The organism is Clostridium thermarum, from assembly GCF_006351925.1.
GTDB classification, from domain to species: Bacteria; Bacillota; Clostridia; order Clostridiales; family Clostridiaceae; genus Clostridium_AU; species Clostridium_AU thermarum.
The window spans coordinates 1,200,001-1,222,876 of record NZ_CP040924.1 but is presented as its reverse complement, the minus strand read 5'-3'; the positions used below and the strand labels follow the sequence as shown (position 1 = coordinate 1,222,876).

At 40.9% G+C, this 22,876-nt stretch carries 24 protein-coding genes (1 of these 24 cut by a window edge); 6 read left to right on the top strand and 18 right to left on the bottom strand.

Annotation, left to right across the window (positions count from 1 at the left end; translation table 11 throughout):
• Positions 1 to 3 precede the first annotated feature (3 nt).
• From FHY60_RS05315 to FHY60_RS05230, 18 genes are all read right to left on the bottom strand, one after another.
• Positions 4 to 1,551, bottom strand: coding sequence for a terminase large subunit (locus FHY60_RS05315; RefSeq protein WP_139903998.1), 1,548 nt, complete (start codon positions 1,549 to 1,551; stop codon positions 4 to 6).
• Entirely contained in the window at positions 1,552 to 2,022 is a 471-nt protein-coding gene (locus FHY60_RS05310; protein ID WP_139903997.1) for a phage terminase small subunit P27 family, read from the bottom strand.
• Positions 2,023 to 2,085: 63 nt separating this feature from the next.
• Positions 2,086 to 2,292: a gamma-glutamylcyclotransferase gene (locus FHY60_RS05305; protein ID WP_139903996.1), complete on the bottom strand. Its 207-nt coding sequence runs from the start codon at positions 2,290 to 2,292 to the stop codon at positions 2,086 to 2,088.
• Positions 2,293 to 3,165, bottom strand: a complete 873-nt coding sequence (locus tag FHY60_RS05300) for a virulence-related protein (RefSeq protein WP_139903995.1) — start codon at positions 3,163 to 3,165, stop codon at positions 2,293 to 2,295.
• Positions 3,166 to 3,272: 107 nt separating this feature from the next.
• Complete coding sequence (locus FHY60_RS05295) at positions 3,273 to 4,520, bottom strand: site-specific DNA-methyltransferase (protein WP_139903994.1); 1,248 nt, start codon at positions 4,518 to 4,520, stop codon at positions 3,273 to 3,275.
• 234 nt (positions 4,521 to 4,754) lie between these two features.
• Positions 4,755 to 5,108, bottom strand: a complete 354-nt coding sequence (locus FHY60_RS05290; RefSeq protein WP_139903993.1) for an HNH endonuclease — start codon at positions 5,106 to 5,108, stop codon at positions 4,755 to 4,757.
• Positions 5,109 to 5,202: 94 nt separating this feature from the next.
• Complete coding sequence (locus FHY60_RS05285; RefSeq protein ID WP_279230452.1) at positions 5,203 to 5,640, bottom strand: DUF1492 domain-containing protein; 438 nt, start codon at positions 5,638 to 5,640, stop codon at positions 5,203 to 5,205.
• A gap of 4 nt (positions 5,641 to 5,644) precedes the next feature.
• Positions 5,645 to 6,994, bottom strand: coding sequence for a DEAD/DEAH box helicase (locus FHY60_RS05280; protein WP_139903992.1), 1,350 nt, complete (start codon positions 6,992 to 6,994; stop codon positions 5,645 to 5,647).
• On the bottom strand, positions 6,975 to 7,256 hold the full coding sequence (locus FHY60_RS05275; protein WP_139903991.1) for a VRR-NUC domain-containing protein: 282 nt from the start codon (positions 7,254 to 7,256) through the stop codon (positions 6,975 to 6,977). Before FHY60_RS05275 ends, FHY60_RS05280 begins: the two co-directional genes overlap by 20 nt.
• Before the next feature lie 218 nt (positions 7,257 to 7,474).
• Positions 7,475 to 9,841: a virulence-associated E family protein gene (locus FHY60_RS05270; protein ID WP_139903990.1), complete on the bottom strand. Its 2,367-nt coding sequence runs from the start codon at positions 9,839 to 9,841 to the stop codon at positions 7,475 to 7,477.
• Positions 9,838 to 10,272, bottom strand: a complete 435-nt coding sequence (locus FHY60_RS05265; RefSeq protein WP_139903989.1) for a DUF7768 domain-containing protein — start codon at positions 10,270 to 10,272, stop codon at positions 9,838 to 9,840. Before FHY60_RS05265 ends, FHY60_RS05270 begins: the two co-directional genes overlap by 4 nt.
• The gene (locus FHY60_RS05260) at positions 10,272 to 11,024 is read right to left on the bottom strand and encodes a phage antirepressor KilAC domain-containing protein (RefSeq protein WP_139903988.1); all 753 of its coding nucleotides are present in this window, start codon (positions 11,022 to 11,024) and stop codon (positions 10,272 to 10,274) included. Before FHY60_RS05260 ends, FHY60_RS05265 begins: the two co-directional genes overlap by 1 nt.
• 94 nt (positions 11,025 to 11,118) lie before the next feature.
• Entirely contained in the window at positions 11,119 to 13,059 is a 1,941-nt protein-coding gene (locus FHY60_RS05255) for a DNA polymerase (protein ID WP_139903987.1), read from the bottom strand.
• An 80-nt stretch (positions 13,060 to 13,139) separates the two neighbouring features.
• Positions 13,140 to 13,688: a DUF2815 family protein gene (locus FHY60_RS05250; RefSeq protein WP_139903986.1), complete on the bottom strand. Its 549-nt coding sequence runs from the start codon at positions 13,686 to 13,688 to the stop codon at positions 13,140 to 13,142.
• Positions 13,681 to 14,829 (bottom strand): DUF2800 domain-containing protein, encoded by a 1,149-nt coding sequence (locus FHY60_RS05245; protein ID WP_139903985.1) that lies wholly within the window; start codon positions 14,827 to 14,829, stop codon positions 13,681 to 13,683. The genes FHY60_RS05250 and FHY60_RS05245 overlap by 8 nt, the downstream gene beginning before the upstream one ends.
• The gene (locus FHY60_RS05240) at positions 14,822 to 15,145 is read right to left on the bottom strand and encodes an rRNA biogenesis protein rrp5 (RefSeq protein WP_139903984.1); all 324 of its coding nucleotides are present in this window, start codon (positions 15,143 to 15,145) and stop codon (positions 14,822 to 14,824) included. The genes FHY60_RS05245 and FHY60_RS05240 overlap by 8 nt, the downstream gene beginning before the upstream one ends.
• Complete coding sequence (locus FHY60_RS05235; RefSeq protein WP_139903983.1) at positions 15,120 to 15,338, bottom strand: hypothetical protein; 219 nt, start codon at positions 15,336 to 15,338, stop codon at positions 15,120 to 15,122. Before FHY60_RS05235 ends, FHY60_RS05240 begins: the two co-directional genes overlap by 26 nt.
• A gap of 45 nt (positions 15,339 to 15,383) precedes the next feature.
• Positions 15,384 to 16,073 carry a sigma-70 RNA polymerase sigma factor region 4 domain-containing protein gene (locus FHY60_RS05230; protein ID WP_243122232.1) on the bottom strand — a complete coding sequence of 230 codons (690 nt, stop codon included), beginning with the start codon at positions 16,071 to 16,073 and terminating at the stop codon, positions 15,384 to 15,386.
• Positions 16,074 to 16,393: 320 nt separating this feature from the next.
• Here FHY60_RS05230 and FHY60_RS05225 point away from each other — a divergent pair, with 320 nt between their 5' ends.
• The 6 genes in view from FHY60_RS05225 to FHY60_RS05200 are tightly spaced (at most 23 nt apart) and all read left to right on the top strand, a layout consistent with a single transcriptional unit that may run on beyond the window.
• Entirely contained in the window at positions 16,394 to 16,612 is a 219-nt protein-coding gene (locus FHY60_RS05225) for a helix-turn-helix domain-containing protein (RefSeq protein ID WP_085333717.1), read from the top strand.
• Between the two features lie 23 nt (positions 16,613 to 16,635).
• Positions 16,636 to 17,874, top strand: a complete 1,239-nt coding sequence (locus tag FHY60_RS05220; protein ID WP_139903982.1) for an ABC-three component system protein — start codon at positions 16,636 to 16,638, stop codon at positions 17,872 to 17,874.
• Complete coding sequence (locus FHY60_RS05215; protein WP_085333719.1) at positions 17,858 to 18,097, top strand: ABC-three component system middle component 7; 240 nt, start codon at positions 17,858 to 17,860, stop codon at positions 18,095 to 18,097. The genes FHY60_RS05220 and FHY60_RS05215 overlap by 17 nt, the downstream gene beginning before the upstream one ends.
• Entirely contained in the window at positions 18,075 to 19,715 is a 1,641-nt protein-coding gene (locus tag FHY60_RS05210) for a DUF2326 domain-containing protein (RefSeq protein WP_139903981.1), read from the top strand. Before FHY60_RS05215 ends, FHY60_RS05210 begins: the two co-directional genes overlap by 23 nt.
• Before the next feature lie 19 nt (positions 19,716 to 19,734).
• Positions 19,735 to 22,044 (top strand): site-specific DNA-methyltransferase, encoded by a 2,310-nt coding sequence (locus FHY60_RS05205; protein ID WP_180375476.1) that lies wholly within the window; start codon positions 19,735 to 19,737, stop codon positions 22,042 to 22,044.
• Positions 22,045 to 22,876 carry the 5' end (the start) of a DEAD/DEAH box helicase gene (locus tag FHY60_RS05200; RefSeq protein ID WP_139903980.1) on the top strand. It continues 1,676 nt past the right edge of the window, so 832 of the gene's 2,508 nt are visible here — the first part of the coding sequence; it begins with the start codon at positions 22,045 to 22,047; its stop codon lies off the right edge, out of view.

Sequence of the window (22,876 nt, the reverse complement as noted above, 5' to 3'; positions counted from 1 at the left end):
ATTTTAAATTAATAGTATCCCCCTTTCGTCATAAACGCTTCCGGTGCTTCCTTCATTTCTAATGGCTCTATCTAGTGCCATAATCATTGCCACCACACCATCTATCTTCTCAGTTGACCTTTCCTTGTCAGGTTTAATATTCCCTGCTGGGTCTGTTTTCACGTGAATATTGTCCATCATCCACGCTAAAACCGGATTTCCTCCATGAGCAATTTTCTTCTCCAGTGTAAGCTCCATCAGCCTTTTTGTAGGTGGGGCCATAAACTTAAACCCTTGTCCGAATGGTACAACAGTAAACCCTAAATCTTCAAGATTTTGAGCCATCTGCGTAGCATTCCATCTGTCAAAAGCAATCTCTTTTATATTGTACTTATCCCCTAAATCCTCTATGAATTTTTCAATGAAGCCGTAGTGGATGACATTCCCTTCTGTTGTTTTAATAAAGCCTTGCTTTTCCCATGCATCATATGGCACATGGTCTCTTCGTACTCTTAAGTGAAGGTTCTCTTCCGGTATCCAAAAGTATGGGAGTACAATATACTTCTCATCTTCAGTTCTTGGTGGAAATACCAAGACAAAAGCTGTAATATCAATGCTGCTGGAAAGGTCTAGTCCTGCGTAGCATTCTCTGCCGGTAAGACTTTCAGCATCCACTTCAAAATCACATTTATTCCACACATCCATTGGCATCCAACGTACTGACTGTTTAACCCATTGATTAAGCCTTAGCTGCCTAAATAAATTCTCTTCAGCTGGGTTTTCCTTGGCACTCATAAAGGATGCTCTAACTTTATCTATGTCAATGGTATGACCAAGGGATGGATTGGCTTTATACCAGTTGTTTTCATCGGACCAATCATCGCCTTCATCTATTCCATAGATTACTGGATAGAATGTTGGATCGTTCTTTTTGCCTTTTAAAATATCCTCTGCCTTTTGATGAACTTCATAGCAGATAGAATTTCTGTCATTTCCTGCTGTAGTGATTAAAAAGAAAAGAGGCTGCTTTCTCGCATCCCCCGAACCTTTGGTCATGACATCATAAAGTTGTCTATTAGGCTGGGCATGAAGCTCATCAAAGATTACGCCATGAACATTCAGTCCATGCTTTGTATAGGCTTCAGCCGAGAGCACTTGATAAAAGCTTGCTGTAGGAAGATACACCAGTCTTTTTCTGGACATCACCGGTTTTATTCTTTTCTTTAGAGCAGGACATTGTTCCACCATTTCAACAGCAACATCAAATACGATGGATGCTTGCTGTTTGTCAGCCGCGCAGCCATACACCTCAGCTCCCCACTCGCCGTCGCCGCAGGTAAGGTATAGAGCAATAGCAGCTGCAATCTCGCTCTTGCCATTTTTCTTGGGTATTTCTACGTATGCTGTATTATACTGCCTATATCCATCTTCTTTGACAGTACCGAAAATATCGCTGATTATCTTCTCCTGCCAAGGAAGTAAATCAAAAGGTACTCCATGCCATACCCCTTTTGTATGTTTAAGCTGATTTATAAACTGAATGGCTCTCTTGGCTTTCTTCTCATCAAACATCTATACCAGCCTCAGTAGTTCTTCCATTGGATCATCTGTATCGCCTTTGGCTGTCCCGGCATGGATTCTAGAACGGGCAGATGGTGTGAGTCCAAATTCACTACAAAAATCTTTCATGATTTTTAGATAGGTTTGAGCAATGGACACCTGGGGTACCTGCTGAATATATCCAGAAGGTGTCTTAAAGATTGTGCCATGCTTTGTTAGGAATTCTTCTGCTTCTTTCCATCTAGCATAGGCCTGGCAGTATCCAGCAAAAGCAGATGCATCTATTTCAGTTAGTATTCCAAGTTCTTGTAGAATCTTTGACATCCGTCTCCATTCTTTTTTAGCCTCAGGCTCCAGCCACGAAGGACATTTGGGAGCTTTCTTTTCAGGCTTTGGCTCGCTTTCATTAAGTGGTCTTTTCCCTGGGTTGCCTTCTAGAACCTTAAGAGCGGTAGGCTTTGGTTTTCTTCCTCTTGTCCCCATGCTATCACCTCCAATTCCAATGAGAAAAAGAGCCAATCGGCCCTTTCTCAATGTTTGCATGTTTTACCCACGTATGCCTTTAAAGTTGTAATTTCCTTTCTTGATTTCTTCTCTATCTGCATCTAAGGCCTTTTTATAGTCCTTATCCTCTTTCTCTTTATCACAGCATTCCAAGCAGATGCAGTCGGTGTTGAACATAGACATGATTCTACCACCTTTTAAATCTTTACCACACCTATCGCAGTGTTTTTGAGTGAAAAACTTATCCATTTATTTATCACCCCCAAAGGAAGTCCTCATCTCAAGTACATCTTCCAAAACCTCTTTTTCATTTTCATCTGCCTTGCCTTTCTCTTTAAAAGCACCATTTCCGGATAAGCTTCTTAAAAGCTCTTTTCTTGCCTTTTTGTACTCATCCCCAATCATGCCAAGTCTTAAGAGCCAAGTCCTAAAGGTGTATTTTTCATTGGTCGTATGCTTTACCTTAAAGGATGCATAATTCTGAGCCAGCGCGTTTTTATTGACTAAAGCCAGTAGGTTAATGGCGGCATCTACTTTGGCCGGTTCTAGCTCTAGTTTGAAAGCAAATGTCTTTTCGTCAAAATCAAACTGAATCCCCTGCCCGCTATAATTTTCAATTTGCTCTAAGGCATTTTGAAATTCTTCTACTGTTTCCATCGGTACTTGGTTAATATCATAAACAAACTCCTCTGTTAAAATCTCAGCATCAGCTCCAAGAGCCTTCTTAATCAGCGGCTGCTTAGCGTAGATCATGTTAATTAGATTTCTAAGGGTCTTTGCATTATGCCCTTCCATTGGAAGCTTCAGTTCATAGCTCATGGTTTCTGAAGATCGAACTTCTTCACTCGAATTAACCTCTGACTTATTTTCAGATGTGTTTTCTTCTAATGGTGTTGCATCAACTGCAGCTTCTATTTCTTCGCTGTCAGTTTCAAACGCTTCATTAAGAAGTTCTTCCGGCAGAAGATCCTCTCCGCTTGCTGTCAAGATTTTTCCCTCCTTGTCTATGGTGCAGATTTTTTCTTTAATGGCAACTTCGTAAGCAAAGCTTGGAGCACCTAGATATTTTGCCTTTACTCCATATTTTGCTTCTAATGCTTTTATAAGCTGTTTTCTATCCATTTCAATCCCTCCTGTGGTTTTGGTACTTACATATATCACTCTAACCACAGGAATTATCAAGTTAATAATGGTTTAAAACAACATTTTCCCCATATAAAAAGAGACCACTAAGTCCTTTCTACTTCTTTGTGTGGAATTTTATCGCCGTTTCTAATAAGGAAAACCTGGTCATCTGAACCCACATACTCAATGTACCTTTTCACAATAACATCCACATATTTCTCATCAAGCTCGATAGCATAGCAGATTCTGCCTGTTTGCTCGCTGGTAATTAAAGTAGAACCACTGCCGCCAAAAGGCTCAAGCACAATGCAGTTTGACATTGAGCTGTTTTGTATTGGATATGCTATGAGCGGAACCGGCTTCATGGTTGGATGGAGTTCAGACTTTTTAGGTCTGTCAAAATTCCAAACCGTGGTCTGTTTTCTATCACCATACCATCTGTGCTTGCCTGTGGGTTTCCAACCGTAAAGCACCGGCTCGTGCTGCCACTGGTAATCGGACCTGCCAAGCACCAGCGACTGCTTTACCCACTGGCATACGCCTGAGAGTTTAAATCCTGCATCTTTGAATGCTTTTCTAAAGTTAAGTCCTTCCGTATCGGCATGAAAGACGTAAATGGCTCCGCCATCATCAAGCTGCTGATAAATGTTCTTGAAAGCTGCTAAAAGGAATTCATAAAAATTCTGGTCATCCATGTTGTCGTTCTTAATAACCCGCTCGTTTTCTTTGCCTGCTGTGTAGTTTACGTTGTAAGGCGGATCAGTCACACAGAGATTTGCTTTCTTTCCATCCATGAGTTTTTCATAGGTTTCAGCTAAAGTACTGTCACCACAAATCAGCCTGTGTCTTCCGAGGAGCCATATATCGCCTGGCTTTGATATAGGTTCTTCTGCTAAAGCAGCATCTACATCAAAATCGTCATCAGCTACATCCTTATGGTGTATATTTGAAAAGAGCTCATCAATTTCAGCTGCTTCAAAACCTGTAAGGTTCAAATCAAAGTTTAAACCCTTTAAGGATTCAAATTCTATAGCCAGTAGCTCCTTGTCCCAGCCCGCATCCAAAGCGAGTCTATTATCAGCTAGAATATATGCCTTTTTCTGTGCTTCCGTTAGATGCTCCACCATAACGCAGGGTACTTCTGTTATTCCCTCTGCTTTTGCTGCAGCGACCCTGCCATGGCCGGCGATGATATTGAATTCCTTGTCTATCAGCACTGGATTGACAAACCCAAACTCCCTAAGGCTACTCCTTAATTTTAGAAGTTGCTCCTTGCTATGGGTTCTTGCATTATTTTGATAGGGGATGAGCTTGTCTATTTCGATAATTTTCATCTCTTCCGTTCTTTTCACGGTTTCACCTCCAAATTTAGATAATAAAAAAACACCTTAAAACCTTGTGTTTTCAACAAGTTTTTGTAGGTGTTTGATTTTACTTATTTTCGGCCATTTCAATACTTCAGGTTGCCTTAAGCCTCCATTAACCCCCGCCCTGTAATTCTGCGATTTTACGCGCGTTGGGGGGCGGCGGTCCAGGAAGTCAATGGGTGTAGAGATTTGATACCCCCTACCCCCTGATCTTACTTGCTAATATGTGTACTCTTGGTGTTGATCCCTAGTCCTTGTCTTCCTATCATGACACCTCTTACAAAGAGGCTGCCAGTTGTTTTCATCCCAAAAGAGAAGCTCATCACCTCTGTGGGGAACGATGTGGTCCACAACTGTTGCCTTAGCAATCTTGCCTTCAGCTTTACAACTAACACAAAACGGGTGAATCTTTAAGAACCTAGTTCTTGCTTTCCTCCACCTGCTGTCATAACCTCTCTCGGCAGCACTGCCTCTTTTATTTTCATAAATTTTGCTGTGTTCATCACAATATCTATTATCAGTAAGAGCAGGACACCCAGGATGGCCGCAGGGCTTCTTTGGTTTCCTTGGCACGTCAATCACTCTCCTTAAAAACAAAAGAGCATCTGCAAGGCCTTTAGTATAAGGCACTAATCAGATACTCTTCTCACTTTACATCATAGCACACTTAGTATGTGTCTTTTAATGGCTTGTTTGATATCCTTGCCTCGACTTCTTTAAGTGCCCTTCCATGCAAGCGATAAACCCATCTAAGATCATAGTCCATTGCATGTGCAATCTCCTCCCAGTTTTTCCCCTCTAAATATCTAAGCTCAAGAATAATTCTGTGAGTAGGAGTTTTCAGTGTTGAAATAACAGCACTGATTTCTCGTTTCATATCCACTAGCCTATCGATATCATTGTTGATTTCATGTTCCAAATCGATAATCTTTACAATCGCATTTTCCATGGGACTTCTTTGCTTTATTCCGCTGACTCTTTCTGGATGAATGGTAGCAGTTGTTCTAGCGGCAAGATCTCTTAGGTTCGTTACTTGTTTTAGCTTGCTATTTATTCGTTGGTCTAAGCGATAGGCTTGAGATAGATATTCTTTTGCATTCATCATCCTATCAATCCTCCTTAAGTGTTGCTTTGACCGCTTCTATCAATGCGGACTGGGTGTTATCTTTATCCTTCAACGCTTGCATCACACGCTCGTCAATAGTTCCTTTGGCAATCAGATGATGAATAACTACTGTATTCTTTTGCCCTTGTCTCCAAAGACGGGCATTGGTTTGCTGATACAGTTCCAGGCTCCATGTAAGTCCAAACCAGATAAGCGTTGAACCACCACTTTGTAAGTTCAGCCCATGTCCCGCTGATGCAGGATGGATAACCGCCACAGGAATATCCCCGTTGTTCCAATCCTTGATATCCTTGGAAGTTTTGATTTCTCGAACATTGAATTTTTCCTTGATACGCTCTAAATCATGATTATACCAGTAGGCAATAAGGACAGGCTTGCCGTTTGCACCTTCAATTAAGTCCTCAAGGGCATCCAACTTGCGGTCATGGATAAAATGGACATTTTTATCTTCATCGTAAATAGCGCCATTTGCCATCTGCAGGAGTTTGCCTGATAAGACTGCTGCGTTCATGGCATCAATCTCCCCATCACCAAGTTGGAGAACCATCTCTTTACGAAAACTGTCATATGCCAATTGCTCTTTTTCACTTAGACATACAGGTACTTCATTGATTACACATTCCGGCATTTTTAGAAAATCCACCGTCTTCATAGAAATCATAATATCAGAAATAAGCCGATATATGGCATCCTCTGCTCCGGGTAATGGCTTATATGAAAACACCATCTGCTGATTACGTTTATCCGGGGTAAAGAAGGAATTGCGGTAGTGAGTTATATACCTACCGAGTCTTTTACCCATGTCAAGGATGCGAAACTCCGCCCACAAATCCATTAAACCGTTACCGCTTGGAGTTCCAGTAAGTCCTACGATACGTTTTACTTTGGGTCTTACTTTTAACAAGCTTTTAAACCTCTTTGCACCATAAGACTTAAAGGATGAAAGCTCATCTATTACGACCATGTCAAAATCAAAAGGGATATTGCTTTTACTTACCAGCCATTCTACATTTTCTCTATTTATAAGATAGATGCTTGTAGGTTTCTTTAGTGCTGACAACCGCTCCTCCTCTGTACCAATTGCCACTGAAAACTCTAGCCCCTTTAGATGCTCCCACTTATTTATCTCAGCAGGCCAAGTATCCCTTGCCACCCTCAAGGGTGCAATGACCAACACCTTTCCAATTTCAAAACTGTCAAGACACAAATCGAATATAGCACTTAGTGTAATCACACTCTTGCCAAGACCCATCTCTAAAAATACTGCAGCTATGGGATGCTCTAAGATGAATTTGGTGGCATAGGTCTGATATTTATGAGGATTGTATTTCATCGAGTATCCCTCCGATCTGCTCAACACTGTCAATTACATAGCAGGCAAAGCCTAACATCTGCAATTGCTTTATTCTTCTAACCTGCAGCGGACGAGGTTTCTTGCCGGGAGCCTTTAATTCCACAAAGCCCATCTTCCCATGGGGCAAAAGCACCAGGCGGTCTGGCATCCCATCTAAACCAGGACTTGTAAGCTTTGCCGCAATGCCTCCCATCTTTTTTACTGACTCTACCAATTTCTTTTCGATATATTTTTCAAGCATAAATTCCTCCTATATAAAAGCTCGGAACAGGAAAACAACTATGACCTATTTTTCCTATACGCGCGTGTATACGCGTACACACAGGCTACAATTTCTTCTTTTTTACTATTTATAACTAAACAGCATACTTCTTGTTCCACCTGTTCCGAACCGTTGATTTTTCCTTTATTTACTGACTTGCATGTAAGAACCGATTTTGGAACAAAGTATAGTACAACTTATCCTTGTTCCTCAACTCGGCAATAAGCTCGCTGCTTTCCATAGATGGGAAAGTTGCTTGTTCCATTCTTGTTCCCGGTGTACTTGTTCCACTCACCGATCTTTCTCATAATAGCACCGATAGCATAGGAGTCAGATGCTTTCATGGATGATGGGTCTTTCCCAAAACACTCACACCAAATCTCCATGTTGCAGACAAGGGTTCTTTTTAAAGTTCCAACACGGGTGACACCTCCAAATTCGCTGCCGGTGAGGAAATTTCTACGCTCGTACAAAGACATGGTGTCCCAGTCTTCCGGCAAAAGGATGTCAAGATAGGTGCGAACCAGCCCTTCTCGTTCATCGGTTTCCATCGCATCAGCCTGTTCACTGGTTGCCAAGATTGCTTCGTCACCTTCAAGGTAGAGTTTTTCACCTTTCTCATATAGAACAAGCGTCTCTGCCCAAATCTGCTGCACTTCCTCTTTGGTCATCTGCCAGGCTTTCTTTTTGCTGTTTCCGCTGATACGAACCGGCCAGAATCTTCGGTTGCCTGTAATATCACGTAGAAAGCCGCTCTCTGCATTGGTAGAACCTACAATTACACATTGACGGGGATGGCTTTCTACATTGACACCATAGCTTGCGCGGTACTTGTCATCCGATCTTGAAATAAAGGACTTCACAACCTCCACATCGGTCTTGCGCATTCCTGCAAGCTCTCCAAGTTCCAGCATCCAATACCCTTGAAGTTTTTCAGCACCGGATTTATCCTTCATATCCGTAATGGTTAAGCTGTCTGAAAACCAATCTCCGGCAAGTTTGGCAAAGTAGGTTGACTTGCCGATGCCTTGGGGACCATTTAAAATAAGAACGCTGTCAAATTTTATACCGGGTTTAAATATACGGGCCACCGCCGCAACCATTGTTTTGCGAATGACTGCTTTTGTATAAGAATTATCCGTTGCACCAAAATAGTCAATGAGCAGGTTTTCTACACGGCTAATGCCATCCCATTCTGGCAGAGAGTTCAGATATTCTTTAATGGGGTGATAGGCTCGTTCTGTCGCTACCGCTAACACTGCATCTTTGGTCTTGGTGGGAGAATATACTCCGTATTTGCTGTTTAGGTACACCTTAAGCTGTGCGTTGTCTGAGTCATTCCAGCCTGCCTTAATCTGCTCCCAAGGCAAGCCCCCTTTGGCATCAATACCATCACGGTGACAGTTAAAAGCTATATGCTTTAGCTCCTTATCATGCCTAATAATAAGGACGATGTTCTCCAATGTGTCTTTTATTCGACCTTGCTTATCCAGTTCCAAAACTGTCTGCCAATCCTCATCGCTAAACTCCTCAAGAGCCTTTTCTTGTCTTTCCCTGGCAAACTCAGCTTTGACTCTTTCATCCTTTATGGCAAACTCGCACATTGCTATAAAAGACGGCATTTTACCGGGAGCCGTATCAGTGGAAACCTTATCATCTAAAGAACCGAATTTATGAATACGAACAAGGTCAAAGGCATTAAGGAGCAGACCGCTTGCTGGGTCTGTGGCATGGTGGCTGTATGCGAATTTATCGTCATAGATAATCACACCGGCACTACTGTCAGCCGGAATATAATCGTACCGTCCTTCCATAGCAGAAGGGGCATAAACTGCACCTAGGAATTTCTCAATTGCTTCACGTACGGGATAGGCACGACAAAATGTTCCTACCACACCTTCCTTTAAAAGCGGATCTGCTTGTTCTTTAAGATTGCGATTTATAACTTCGGACTGCCTGCTTGATACAGGCCAAGTTGATGTATCATGCCAGTCTTTATATTTAGAAAGATATACATCCGGATCAAGTAATGTACCCTCCTGCTCCTTATAGACAAATTCGCCGTTAGAGGAAGTGGATGGCCAGTACATAAGCCGATGTGCTTCATATGTTGTATCATCGAAAAGGTCAATACCGATTTCTTTTGCCACCATGCGTCCAACGGCTGCGTATTCTTCTTCGCTTATTTCACGAGCAAGAGGAATGATGAGCCTGAGTCTTGGATTTTCCGGGGTGTGCTTATGGGTGGAATAAACACAGCATTTGAAATCAAAAAGCATGCTGATTTGTTCCCAGATATCTGGTCTACCGTAATCCATATCAAGGGTAAGCATGGAGCGGCATAAAACATTGCCCTTCTTTCGTCTTCCTTCTTTTAAATGCCCTCCGACAAAGCCACCCACATCTTTGATATCATCTTGTTGACCTTTTTTAAGTTTCCGATATTCTTCTACCGTTTCGGTGGTGCGTTGTGTCGTCTTTATGCGGGCGGAAAAATCCTCCCATGAGATATCAATGTTCTTCCACTTTTTATCCATCCTGCTGTTGCCCACAGCGATTTTCATAGGCTTTCAACCTCCTCGTACGCAGGACTAAAATACCTTATCTTCTGTCTGCGTTTTTTGGCTACTTCAATCTCCCTTGCCATACCCCTTGAAATGGTATTCCCCAGCACCCACACTTCAGAGCATTTTCCCATGAGCACAATATCCATAAATATGGCAAGTTCCCGTTCCTTTGGATTTTTATCATCCATAAACTGTGGAAACATAAGATGGGGAGCAAGAGGAATACAGTTTTGCTCCAAGGCAAACCTGCAAAAGCTACGGGCTTTTTTAACGTTTCCTTCTACATCACCAGAATAGGGAGAGCAAATATACACAAGGGGTTTGAAGTCAGATTTTTTCTCTGCCTTCTCCTTTTTTATAATGTTGGTCAGTGCTTCATGGGGAGTTGGGTCGTGATATCCTTCAGGATTGAATTTGTTGATGCTCATTACACACCCTCCATTTCTATCTGTGGTAAAATGCCATCTGCCTTCATCAGTTCGTAAATGAAAAGTCTCCCCTTTTGTGTCCAGTAGGTATGAACCTTTGTATGTTGTTCCCCGTTACTACCAAGATAGCTATGGGTTTTGGTACTGGTATAGCCCTTTTCCGCATACTTCTGATATAAAAGCCATATGTCACCTTGCTTGAACTGGATGCCCTTTTTATGTAGGTAACGGTTCATCCAAATAGCAGACTTGCCATAGTCCTTGGCAATCGCCGATGTAGAAATGAGGTCTTTACAATTTAGAACCACATCATAATAGGACACTTTCGGTTTCATTTCAGCAATCTGCTGATTCTGAACAGCAATCGTTCCCTCAAGCAGTTTATTTTGATGTCTTATTTGGGCAAGCTGCTGATTGGCATACTGCAGTGCCCTGGCCATGATTGCCTCTGGTGAATTCCACTTCCTCTCAATTTCAAGGAAATACCCTCGGCACTGCTTTCCTTTTGGAGTGCGCTGTATCATGCATAACTCTTTTGCCATTTCAATGGTAAGCTGATGATCTACGCTTGGTCTGCCTCCCGTACTTTCGCTCAAAAATGAGCTAAAGTCGACCCCTTCCTCAAATCCGTACTCACACATTCTTGGAAACCAGTCCTTATATGCTGTCTTGACTTCCAAAGCTGCATGTAAATCACGACCAAGTACGGTTGGTCTATGATTCTGATAGTTGATTCTTACTAATTCGTCCATACGAATTACCTCCTGTAAATATAGTTAGAGGGAAAACTCCTCTACCTACTAGCCACAGGAGGTAATGGAAGTTGAGGATTTTGAAATTTTATTTTTAATCTTTTTTATAAAACTGACACTCATAGCCATCGGTGCTTAGGAGCAAGCCTTTTGCCCAGGTTGGTGTTTTGCTCATTTGTTCACAGACAGTAGAAAGTGGCATTCCCATATCCCCTTCGATGATAATTTCATCGTGGACATGAGCTACAATGGAACAATTCTTTAATGACTGCATGGCATGGCACAAAATATCACGGCTAATTGCCTGCACAATATTCTCTACAAATTTGGGCCCATAGCTTTCGATTCTTTCCCATTTTTTTGTTCCACCGACACCTTCATAAGTAACCGACTCACCACCGAACACATTCTGTCCAATGCGAGGCTTTACATAGGAAAGCCGCCTGCCGGAAGGAAGGATTATGAAGAGTATTCCACTTTCATACATGAATTTAATGCCGTGAGTTTCTGTGGTTGTTTTCTGTTTTACGCAGGTCTTTGCAGCGCGGTCAACATCCCACCATAGTTTTGTAATATTGGGATTAGCCTGTCTCCATGCATTTACTAAGGGTTGTAATTCTTCCTCAGTAAGCCCCATCTCTAAAGCACCCATAGCCTTTAATGCGCCAACAGATCCGCCGTAGCCAAGGGCGAGTTCTGAAATTTTCCCTTTTTGACGGAGATGCCCATTCACACCGTGTTTTTCAACAGGCACATTAAACATCTGAAATGCACTGGCACAGTAGATGTCACCGCCCTTTTGAAATACTTCCATTCTCCATTTTTCGCCTGCAAGCCATGCAATGACACGAGCCTCTATCGCTGAAAAGTCTGCAACGATAAACTTCATACCTTCACGAGGAATAAATGCAGTACGGATAAGTTCCGACAACACCTCTGGTATAGAATCATAGAGTAGGGTTAGGGCATCAAAATTTCCACTGCGAACTAAAGAGCGAGCCTGTTCCAAATCCGGCATATGGTTTTGAGGAAGATTTTGCAATTGTATCAGCCTTCCTGAAAATCTGCCGGTTCTGTTAGCTCCATAGAACTGAAACATCCCTCTGGCACGTCCGTCATGGCATACCGCATTCTCCATTGCCGTATATTTCTTCACCGATGATTTGGCAAGCTGCTGGCGGAGCTCCAAAGCAGCCCCTATTTGCTCAGGTGCTGTCTTTAACATCTGTGCAACCGCTTTTTTACCAAGGTTGTCTATTTTAAGCCCATTATCATCAAGCCAATATTTCATCTGCTTAACAGAGTTTGGATTCTCCAAATTGGTTATGTCCTGCATAAGAACTGTCAGCTTTTCACGGGAACTTTCATCCATTGCAACAGCCTGTTTTACAAAGGTCATATCAATTGCAATGCCTCTATCATTAATTTTCTGGTCAAGATGATATTCCACCCAGACATTCTCCGGCACGGGAAACTTGGATAATCTCTGCTGTATTAACATCTCTATTTCCACATCTCGGAGATTGTATGCTTTAAAATGCTCCCATTTATCCATATCATGTTCCGGCAGATTACGAACTCTACCTCCGTTTGATTTAGTAGGTGAGCAAGGGGTACAGAAATATTTGATGAGGTCTTTGCCCTCTGTTAGCTTTTGTTTCTCTAATCCTAAAACCGCACCGGCGCCCTCAAGGGATAAAGGCAGGCCCATATAGGCCGACCATATCATGGAGCATTTCCAGGATGCAGGGTCAAGATATTCTCCTGTAGGCAATCCAAGATACTTTGATAGGCACACCCTTTCGAACATAGCATTAAAGGCCCACTTGGTAACGGAATCATCCGTAAGGGCATTTATAATTTCATCAGGTATTTTCTCTCCGCAAGCAATATCAACAACCTGCACTTCACCGCCATCCACCGAATAGCCAAATAACAATATTTCAAAATCATCAGCCTCAATATAACGGTAAACACCAGACTTTTGAAGGTTGATACTGCTAAAAGTCTCTATATCTACCGAGATAGATTTCATAATATTACCACCCTTCCTAATACAAACAAGGTGGCAAAAGAATATGCTCCGCCACCTCATCTGCATTCATACTTTAGCTGTTATGCTAAGAATTCATCATCTTCAATTGTGGTGAAATCGTCAGCTGCAGTGGTTCTGCCGCCTAAAGGCTCTCCATCTCTAATCTTCTGGATATTTCCAAGTCCGCAGGCTACACCCTTATTACCGTTAGAGTTGAAAGCATAGAAATTTAGCGACACTCTCGCATAGCAACCGCTGTATACCTCATTGCGATCAAGGATTGGTTTTACTGCTTTGTCTACAATCTGAGGCGGAGTTGTACTATTGGCATTTATGAAATAATGTCCTTTGTATGCCTCATCGTCTCGTTCCACATCTCCATCTCTAAGAGGCAGCTTGATGGCAGCCTTATTCGGTTTCTTACCGCCAAACTTTGCAATGCCCTCTTCAATAGCTGCATCAATTGCTGCATTAATTGCATTGATGGTTTCCTTGTCTGTCTTAGGAATCAATACCGATACGCTGTACTTTTCCGCTCCGCCATTTATTGATACCGGCTCCCAACCGTGGAAGTAGCTGAGACGTGTGTTTACACCAGTAATAACCTTCGTTCTATTTTTATTATTCATATTCATATACCTCCGTTATTTCATTAAATTCGTTTTTTGCATTTGATACGTTCATAGCCGGACGCTTATCCGAAAGTGGAACCAGAGTCGGCTTGCCCGGTGGCTTATATATGAGGCTTCCTAGAATCTCCTCAAATTTTGTCTTGCCCATCAGTTTCTCCATTTCCGTAAGGGTAATAAGACTCTGACGGTAAATATCCTTATAGCCGTTTGCCTTGGCTACTTTAGCCACAGCATCTTCATCCTTGTATTTGCGGACAGATCTGCCCTCAACAACCTTAAAACCATGCCACTCTTTACCGTGATTAACAGCTGCATCGGTGGCATATGCAATGATTTCATTTGCCCACTTCGTAAGGTCAGATAATTTTGATAAAACCTCTTCTATTTCAGAGTCCGTAAGTAGGGGAGGCAGCTTAAACTCAGATTGTGCCAGTTTCAGCTTTTCTTCTGCTCTTGCACGGCATTTAACAGCCGCTTTGCAAAAAGTACACCACTCGCCCGGAATGTATTCACCTTCGCCGTTATATGCTTTTTTAGCCTTTGCCCTTAGATCATTTTCCGCCCAATCTTTTAATTCCTTTACTGAGATGGTCCAGGTACTGATATTCTCTCTGCGTGGCTGGAAGATGGTCATGGAAACCTCCTCGATATCATACAGACTATCGTAGATTTCCAAAGCACCCAGTGCATACAATTTCATTTGTGGATTCTCCACCGCATCTACCAACACACCCATACCATACTTAAAATCGATAATATGAAGCTTCTTATCGGCAATAATGATGCAATCTCCAGTCCCAAAGCCTTGTGGTACATAGCAGGAAAAATCAAGACGTTGCTCAATAAGTAACAGGGGATCCTTACAGCTCTGCTTTGCCAATTCAAGCTGCTCCATCACAAATTCCACATAAGCATCACTGTGTTCTTCCATCTCATCGGTGTGATAATCGGAGATAGGACGCTTACTTCTCAATCGAAGTGCTTTTTTAAGTTTATGCTCACATAGAGCATGGGCGGCTGTGCCTTCTGCTGCAGCACCGGATTCGTTATCTGCAAACTCCAGTTCCAATCTTGCAGACGGAAGGCAATTTAGCCACCTATGGGACCCAGATGCGGAGAGAACTGCATGATCACTCATTTCCAAGTACCTCCGCATCTTTTAAGATATCTGCATAATGTTTCGGGTCAACTTCGCTTAATTTAGAACCACCGTATTTTTTGATGATTTCTCTCACTTGGGCAGTAAGACCGGCTTGACTCTTTTCAGCAAGCTTCCCTCTGATTTCCTCTAATGTAATTTCTTTTTTCTTTTGCTCGGACTCTTTTACAGTTGTAGCCGGCTCTATCGTTTCGACTGGTTCATTGCCCATCAATACTTCTGCAACCGCCTGCAGGCTATCTGCCAAAGAACGCATGTCCGAAACCACATCAAGAAGTAACTTGATTTTGCTCATGGCTTAATCCTCCTTCCTGTACCTCACAGATGGCAAGTTCCTGTACGGTGTCACCCGGAACAAGGATGGTCAGTTTCTGCTTATCACCAAGTAAAAAACGAAGGAAACGCTCCCTTATGGTGACCTTTCGACAGGAAACAATCCCGCCAGACTGTGGATTTTTTGAAACACTGATTTTCAAATTATGCTTCATGTATTCACCTCTTTCCGAGAGCGTTGTTTTGCTGCCCTCTAACTATTAGCCATGGCAAGAGGGGAAAGTTGAGGATTTGGGATAGATTTTTTTGAAATTCCTCTTAGCTGTATCTAAACGGTGGGAAATGGCACTGACTGAAACACCCTCACGCTTTGCATACTCCGATACCGAAACCCCATCAAGGACTATAGCAATCAGTAGCTCTGCTTGTTTTTCCTTGAGAGCCTTCCGAATAATTTCACAGATATACTCATAATCTTCTTTTTTCTCTCGAGCCACTTCATCTAAGTAGTCAGGAATGTAGTCCATATGGTCGGTTTCATCAACCTCTTGGTCATCCTTGCGGAAGGGTTTCTTTGGCATACCCCTATGCCTGTCAAACTTGTGCCAGTTATTGTATTCCGGCTTGTTGAAACGTTCGTCCATTATCTCCTGTGGAGAACGCCGAGTCACAGTTTCTTTGTCCTCGGCAAATGATAGCCTGTCCTCGTAATCTGCATCAATCATTAAGGTGAAGTCCTCGTCTGGTACCTCCAGATAGATAGATTTGTTTTCGCGCTGAATTCTAATTTTCATTTTGCATCCTTTCAGCCGGATTGCATTAGCGGCAAAGGATACAAAAATAGGCCTGTACCAGAAGTACACAGACCTTTTATCCTGAAAATGAGTGCAATAAGGTAAGGTACTTCTATTGCAACGTACAACAATCCTTAACGGACTGAAACGTAACAATATGTATCCCTTGCCCTTATTGCAAATCAGGCATTCGATATTTTTTATTAGCTGGTAAGCGGTCAAGTTTTTCTATCTGCTAAAGTAAGCTTGTCTTACCATCTATTTAAATTTTAATAATTTGGGCGTCTGAAATCCTCAGCTGGCACTCTGCTGATACTCCGCTGGTACTCCGCAAAGTCTTTCATAATAAAAAACTAAGCATTCGTAAAGAAATACTTAGTAATATTAGACTATTGATTGAAATACGCTTAGTAAATTGCTATAATAGTAAATATATATCAATAAAACCATCCAATAGTGTTTGGAGGGCGTTAAAAATGGCATTTAGTTATAATAAACTTTGGAAACTTTTAATTGATAAAAAGATGTTGAAAAAAGATCTGATGGAAAAAACAAATTTAACTTCAACAACGTTGGCAAAAATGGGTAAAGATTTGCCGGTAAGCATGGATGTATTAGGAAGAATCTGTAAAGCTCTTGATGTTAACATTGGCGATATTGTTGACTACGTCGATGATGATACTCCAAAGAAATAAAATTATTTAAGGGGGCGCAATGTATGAAAAAGTTATGCTTTGGTACTTTTGCAACAATTTTAAAGAGATGCATGGCTAAAAGAGTTACACAAAAGCGATTGTGTGGTACCATGCTGCTTTCTATTGCGCCTACTTATGATATTAGTGGTGAAGATGGTACAGTTTCTGATTTAATACTTGGTAAAAAAAATCTATCCCCCATAGTAACTGATACAGCTCCCGGTGCCGATCCTCATGATATCTCAGATTACTTTAAACAAAGTATTCTCCAGATGTTGGATAGCAATAAGAGGAGTTTAATTGTTTTAGCTCTGAAAGACATTATTACATCCGATAACTCCATCGAGCCTGATACAATTGTTGAAATAGTAAACGGCATGACAAAGCAAGATATCATGAATCGTAATGCCTTTGTATTGGAGGAATTCCTCGCAGGAGTCTTTCTATATACAGTGCTTTACGTCGAAAATCGAAATTGTGAGAGTAGTGTTAGTGAAATAACAGATGAGTACATACAGTCCTTTGAAGATCAAAAATTAGATATAAGCTTTATTAAGACATATAGCAATTTGTCTCAGGATACTGCCTACGAAATTGCAATTGATGCCCACTCTCTCGTATTGCTTGCAGAAACGGGTGGCAAATGTCAAAAGTGTGGAAGAGTCTTAGGTATAAAAAAAGAAGGTAACGACATTAACTACGCTAAAGTCGTTCGCCTTTCAGAAACTGACGAAGTGGTTCTATGTGTTGAATGTGAGCGAGAAATTCAGAGTGCCTCCGAAGAAGAAAAATTGGCTTTGCTTTCGGACAAGCGTGACTTGGAAAATCTTATAATAGCAAGAGATGCAACTTCACGATATACAATAGAAAGACAAATTGAACAAGTACTTCGAGAAGTCAATTTAATGGATGTTACTGATGATACACAACTAAAAATCGAACCTGTTAAGGTTGAAAATAAAATCACCGAAAAGCGATTGAAGGATCGGGTGCTTTTTGATGTCCGGCAGTTATATGAGGGGGTAAACGATTCATTATATCGGTTAGCAGGTGAAAACAGATTAAACGTTGATAAGTTTGCTAAAAACGTTAGACGGATGTATGAAGATGCAAGTGAATCACATATATCCCAGAGCGAAATTTACTATCTGCTTGTTGAAACACTGTTTGAAAAGACAGGTCGCAAATATAGAGGAGCATGTGAGATTATAATCTCCTACTTTGTACAAAGGTGTGAGGTGTTCGATGAGATTACCAAATAAAGTAATTCCCTATACTAATAGTGTCATTGCACTCTTTCCGGATATCTTAGAGGCATTGACGCAGCAGGACATGTCCCCTAAAGAATTGTTTGAAATAACAGCTTTTCGTAAAAAGGACATCGCAGATTTTCTAAGCGCTTTAAACTGCTTATTTGCATTAGGTAAAATTGAATTAATTGAGGAAGGGAGGGTACTGCGCTATGTTAAAGGAAATTCAATGTGATAAATTTGCTCCAGATCATCGAGTTATTCGATTCAACCCAGGATTAAATACGGTTTTAGGTAGTGCAGGCGGTAGCAATGCAATCGGAAAATCAACATTTCTATGGATTATAGATTATGTATTCGGTGGTGAAAGCTACTACTCCCTAACTGATGATATAAAAAAGGAAATAGGCCCACATATCATCTATTTCACTTTCGAGTTTGATGAACAGCCATACTATTTCTATAGAAGTACTGATGATCCAAAAAATGTATATAGGAGCGATGAAGAACGCCGTTTCATTACAAAATTATCACTGGAAGATTATCGGAAATTTCTGTTTCAAGAATATAATATTGGGCTTCCTGCCCTTACATTTTCAGAAATAACCGAACGATTTTTCCGTATCTATGGCCGTGAAAACACACTAGAAAAATATCCGCTACTTGTCAAACCTCGTGAGCAGGATGAAAAGGCTGTAGATTTTCTATTAAAACTATTCGGACATTACAAAATTCTTGCTTCTATAAAAAGCATGGAAGAAGAACTCGGGATTAAATCTTCACAACTTAAATCTCGCCATCGCCAGAAGGTGGACATAGAGAAAATCGAAAGTAATCAAAAAACAATAGAGTCATTGAGGAAAAGGCTTCAAAAGCTGATGAAAAATAGCGAAGAAGCTCAATTAGCATTGTTTGGATTTGACACTCAGACGTTTGAACGGGTAACAGCAGTACAAAAAGAGTTGAATAGTTTTGTTCGCAAGCGTAATCGTCTGCAATCACAGCTTAATGCTATAAAGAGCAATATTGCCGATAGTAAAGCCGATACTGCAAGTGAGTTTGAATCCTTAATACGTTTTTTCCCAAATGCTAATATTAAAGCATTTGAAGAGATTGAACATTTCCACAGAAAAATTAGAGAAATCCTTGGTGAAGAAATGAATCAGGAAATCGAGCGCTTACAACCGCTAATCAATCAGTATGATAAAGAAATAATGCGACTTAATCGAAAAATTGAGGAGACTGGTATTGCAAAAGAGATGTCCGAGAGGGTCCTCTCTCAGTGTGTTAATGTGTCTAAAACTATCGACAAACTTGAGGAAGAAACAGCAGAGTTGATTCACCAAAAAGAGCTTCAAGAAGCACGAGCTGAAGCAGAACAAACCCTTGAAAAACTGTTTCAGCAACAAACTGAAAAACTCGATGAAATACAAGATGACATAAATTTACGCATGAATATAATTAACGGTGTAGTAACTGATCAACAGGAGACTGCTCCCCTTTTGTATATCTCTCCACAAAAAGAAATCTTTTTTGAAACGCCTGGAAACACAAGCGAGGGAACTGCATTCAAGAGTCTTATTGTGTACGACTTAAGTATATTAGAATTACGTCCTGTTCCTGCGCTAATACATGATTCCAATATTCTAAAACGTATTGAAGATATCCATCTAGAGCACATATTGGAACGTTACCAATCTAGTGGGCACCAGGTTTTTATCGCATTCGATAAGGCCGATTCTACAACTGAGAAGGCGCATAAAATTTTAGAAGAAACGGCTGTCTTGCGCTTATCTGACGGAAATGAATTATTTGGTCGTTCGTGGAGTAAATACGAATCTAATGATTATTAAACATAGGAGGAAAAAAACTATGGCTGCAATAAATGATTTACTGCGTCAAATTCCTGACACTTCTTTGCGTAGTCGCTTGGAACAAGAATTTGCTCGCATTTCAAAAAATAAAAAATTTGGACTTGTATTTGAGGAGCATATCCCAGAATGCACTCCTCTTTACAATGTTCCTATTAAACGCGGTTCAACAGTTGCGTTAAAAACTGGCCACATTAATGATGTATATACCGTATTGAATTTAGACGGTGATAATGCACTATGTTATAACAAATCAACTGGTGATACGACGAACATTGCACTTGCAGATCTAGTATCGGTTGCGCAGTTTGGCGAACCAATATTCCCCACGCTGCAGTCGATCGCTTCAGTGGAGAATGCACCTGATAGTAGCTTATGGCATACGCTCATAGAAGCAGACAACTACCACGCCCTCCAGTTACTGGAATATCTCTATCCTAAGAAGGTTGATTGTATTTATATTGACCCCCCATACAACACAGGTGCGCGTGATTGGAAATACAATAATGACTATGTTGATTCTAGTGATAACTGGCGACACAGTAAGTGGCTCTCAATGATGCAAAAACGATTGAAGATCGCAAAAAGAATACTTGCTGATGATGGTGTTTTGATTACTACCATTGATGATAATGAATATGCGCATCTATGGGTTCTACTTCATGAGCTTTTTCCAAACTTAACTCATACTTGCATAACCATTCAGCATAATCCCGGTGGAACTCAGGGCAAAAAATTCTCTGTGACTCACGAATATGCGATATTTTCATATTCAGCTGATAGTACTATTTACCGTAAACAGCATACTGGTGGTGATGTCTATAATCTAAGACGTTGGGGAAGTACTTCAGGCCGTTATGAAGGCGCAACATGTTTCTATCCCGTAATTTTAGACTCGAATTATAACATTATCGGTTTCGGTGATTTACTTGATAAGGATTTACATCCAACATCACAAGTAGAACACAACGAAGATGGTACCATTTATGTCTGGCCAATTGATAAAAACGGCATAGAAAAGAAATGGAGATATGGACGAGATACTGTAGAATCTGTTAGAGATAGGATGTATATTGAAAGGCGAGGAGACCGAATAGAAGTAATCCTTCGTAGAGAAAGTGAACCTCCTAAAACTGTCTGGACTGATCCGTTATGTAATGCAGAAGCCCACGGTACTGATATGATCAAGGCCATACTTGGTGGCGGCTTCTCATACCCTAAATCACTCTATGCGGTCCGCGAAGCACTGACATTCGCAGTTTCTGGTAAGAAAGATGCCTTGATTGTTGACTTCTTTGCAGGTAGCGGTACCACATTACACGCAGTAAATTTACTTAATGCTGAGGACAATGGAAACCGCCGCTGTATTTTAGTAACTAATAACGAGGTCTCAGATGATGAATCGAAAACTCTCAAAAAAAATGGCTTTAAGCCTGGTGATATTGAGTGGGAAAAACATGGAATTTGCCGGGCCATAACTTGGCCTAGAACAAAGTATAGTATCCTTGGAAGACGTGATGATGGCTCTATCTTAACGGGTGAGTACTTCACAACTCAGACTGTATCTGATGAAGTTGAGCGTTCATTCTATCAGTTAAGTTTTGTAGATAACCCTACAGAGTTAACAGTAACTGCCAAAAAGCAAGTTGTTTCTTTACTTCGAAATAAGGAAGGAAAGTCACAATTGCCACAATCACTAGTAACCAAAGATTGTAAATTCATTGTTTCGAATAAACATACTGCATCAATTCTTTTTGATGTAAGTGCAGTTGATGAGTGGTTATCTGCCATTGAAGAACAGGATCAAATTACAGACTTTTATATAGTCTCAAAATCGACAGCTGCATTTAAGTCAATTAAGACACGTGTTTCAGAATTGCTAGGCCCCATTATTGTAACATCACAAGTTAAGCGTCCAATGAGCGATGGTTTTCCTGCAAATGCTGAATACTTCAAGTTAGAATTCCTAGATAAAAATCTTGTTTCATTGGGCCAACAATTCCATGAAATACTACCATTACTTTGGCTCAAATCTGGAGCTGTTGGAAAGCGACCAGAAGTAAATTACAATGAAGAGCCAGAAATGTTGATCCTTCCACAAAATAGCTTTGCTATTTTAGTTGATGAAACACGGTTCTCAGAATTTGTCAAAAAACTTTCTGAAGAAAGCGGTATCGAAACGGTCTATTTTGTAACTAACTCCGAGGAAGCATTTCGAGAAATGACTGCCGGAGTAAAAGTTAATAACACATATCAATTATATCGAGATTATATTGATAACTTTGTGTTAGGAAGCAGGAGGGATTCATAAATGAGAGATATATTATTTCCTTTTCAGGAGACGGCACTTTCTGAGTTACATGATAAAATCAACAAGGCGCATTTAATGTGGAGTGAACGCGACCCGCAGATAATTTCCTTTTCTGCGCCTACGGGTTCAGGTAAAACGATAATTATGACAACTCTTTTTGAAGATATTTTATATGGAAATGCGGACAACATTGGAGAACCAGATTCTGTTTTCATTTGGCTTTCGGATTCACCTGAGCTTAACGAGCAAACAAGGTTGAAAATCGAAAGTAAATCCGATAAAATCCGTGTCCGTGATTTAGTGACAATAGACTCAACCTTCAATGCAGAATATTTTGAGGGTGGCTGCATTTACTTTTTGAACACTCAAAAACTTGGCTCAGATAAACTGCTGACAGGTACATCTGATAACCGGCAGTATTCCATATGGGAGACCCTTACTAATACTGCCAAACGAATTCCAAAAAAGTTTTATGTGGTAATAGATGAAGCACATAGGGGAACTTATACCTCTATGCAAGCAGAAAATAAGGCGCAATCTATCATGCAAAAATTCATTAAGGGTAGTGAGGATGATGGTCTTTGCGTTATGCCTTTAGTTATAGGGGTGACTGCAACTCCTCAAAGATTTGATAGCTTAATTGCTGGAACGACATCAACAGTTCAAAAAGTCATCGTTCCCCCAGAGCATGTCCGTGAGTCTGGGCTTTTGAAAGATAGAATCATAATTCACTACCCAGATATTCAATTAAATGCTGATATGACCATGTTCAAAGGAGCGGTTGATAATTGGCGCAAAAAATGCATTCACTGGAAGACTTACTGTGAACGCG

Coding starts and splice junctions, on each gene's coding strand:
- FHY60_RS05245 (WP_139903985.1), bottom strand. CDS start 14,829: ATGAGTGATCATGCAGTTCTCTCCGCATCTGGGTCCCATAGGTGGCTA.
- FHY60_RS05280 (WP_139903992.1), bottom strand. CDS start 6,994: ATGAAATACAATCCTCATAAATATCAGACCTATGCCACCAAATTCATC.
- FHY60_RS05225 (WP_085333717.1), top strand. CDS start 16,394: ATGGCATTTAGTTATAATAAACTTTGGAAACTTTTAATTGATAAAAAG.
- FHY60_RS05235 (WP_139903983.1), bottom strand. CDS start 15,338: ATGAAGCATAATTTGAAAATCAGTGTTTCAAAAAATCCACAGTCTGGC.
- FHY60_RS05300 (WP_139903995.1), bottom strand. CDS start 3,165: ATGGATAGAAAACAGCTTATAAAAGCATTAGAAGCAAAATATGGAGTA.
- FHY60_RS05305 (WP_139903996.1), bottom strand. CDS start 2,292: ATGGATAAGTTTTTCACTCAAAAACACTGCGATAGGTGTGGTAAAGAT.
- FHY60_RS05315 (WP_139903998.1), bottom strand. CDS start 1,551: ATGTTTGATGAGAAGAAAGCCAAGAGAGCCATTCAGTTTATAAATCAG.
- FHY60_RS05275 (WP_139903991.1), bottom strand. CDS start 7,256: ATGCTTGAAAAATATATCGAAAAGAAATTGGTAGAGTCAGTAAAAAAG.
- FHY60_RS05285 (WP_279230452.1), bottom strand. CDS start 5,640: ATGATGAATGCAAAAGAATATCTATCTCAAGCCTATCGCTTAGACCAA.
- FHY60_RS05210 (WP_139903981.1), top strand. CDS start 18,075: ATGTTAAAGGAAATTCAATGTGATAAATTTGCTCCAGATCATCGAGTT.
- FHY60_RS05260 (WP_139903988.1), bottom strand. CDS start 11,024: ATGGACGAATTAGTAAGAATCAACTATCAGAATCATAGACCAACCGTA.
- FHY60_RS05215 (WP_085333719.1), top strand. CDS start 17,858: ATGAGATTACCAAATAAAGTAATTCCCTATACTAATAGTGTCATTGCA.
- FHY60_RS05255 (WP_139903987.1), bottom strand. CDS start 13,059: ATGAAATCTATCTCGGTAGATATAGAGACTTTTAGCAGTATCAACCTT.
- FHY60_RS05205 (WP_180375476.1), top strand. CDS start 19,735: ATGGCTGCAATAAATGATTTACTGCGTCAAATTCCTGACACTTCTTTG.
- FHY60_RS05270 (WP_139903990.1), bottom strand. CDS start 9,841: ATGAAAATCGCTGTGGGCAACAGCAGGATGGATAAAAAGTGGAAGAAC.
- FHY60_RS05265 (WP_139903989.1), bottom strand. CDS start 10,272: ATGAGCATCAACAAATTCAATCCTGAAGGATATCACGACCCAACTCCC.
- FHY60_RS05250 (WP_139903986.1), bottom strand. CDS start 13,688: ATGAATAATAAAAATAGAACGAAGGTTATTACTGGTGTAAACACACGT.
- FHY60_RS05310 (WP_139903997.1), bottom strand. CDS start 2,022: ATGGGGACAAGAGGAAGAAAACCAAAGCCTACCGCTCTTAAGGTTCTA.
- FHY60_RS05240 (WP_139903984.1), bottom strand. CDS start 15,145: ATGAGCAAAATCAAGTTACTTCTTGATGTGGTTTCGGACATGCGTTCT.
- FHY60_RS05220 (WP_139903982.1), top strand. CDS start 16,636: ATGAAAAAGTTATGCTTTGGTACTTTTGCAACAATTTTAAAGAGATGC.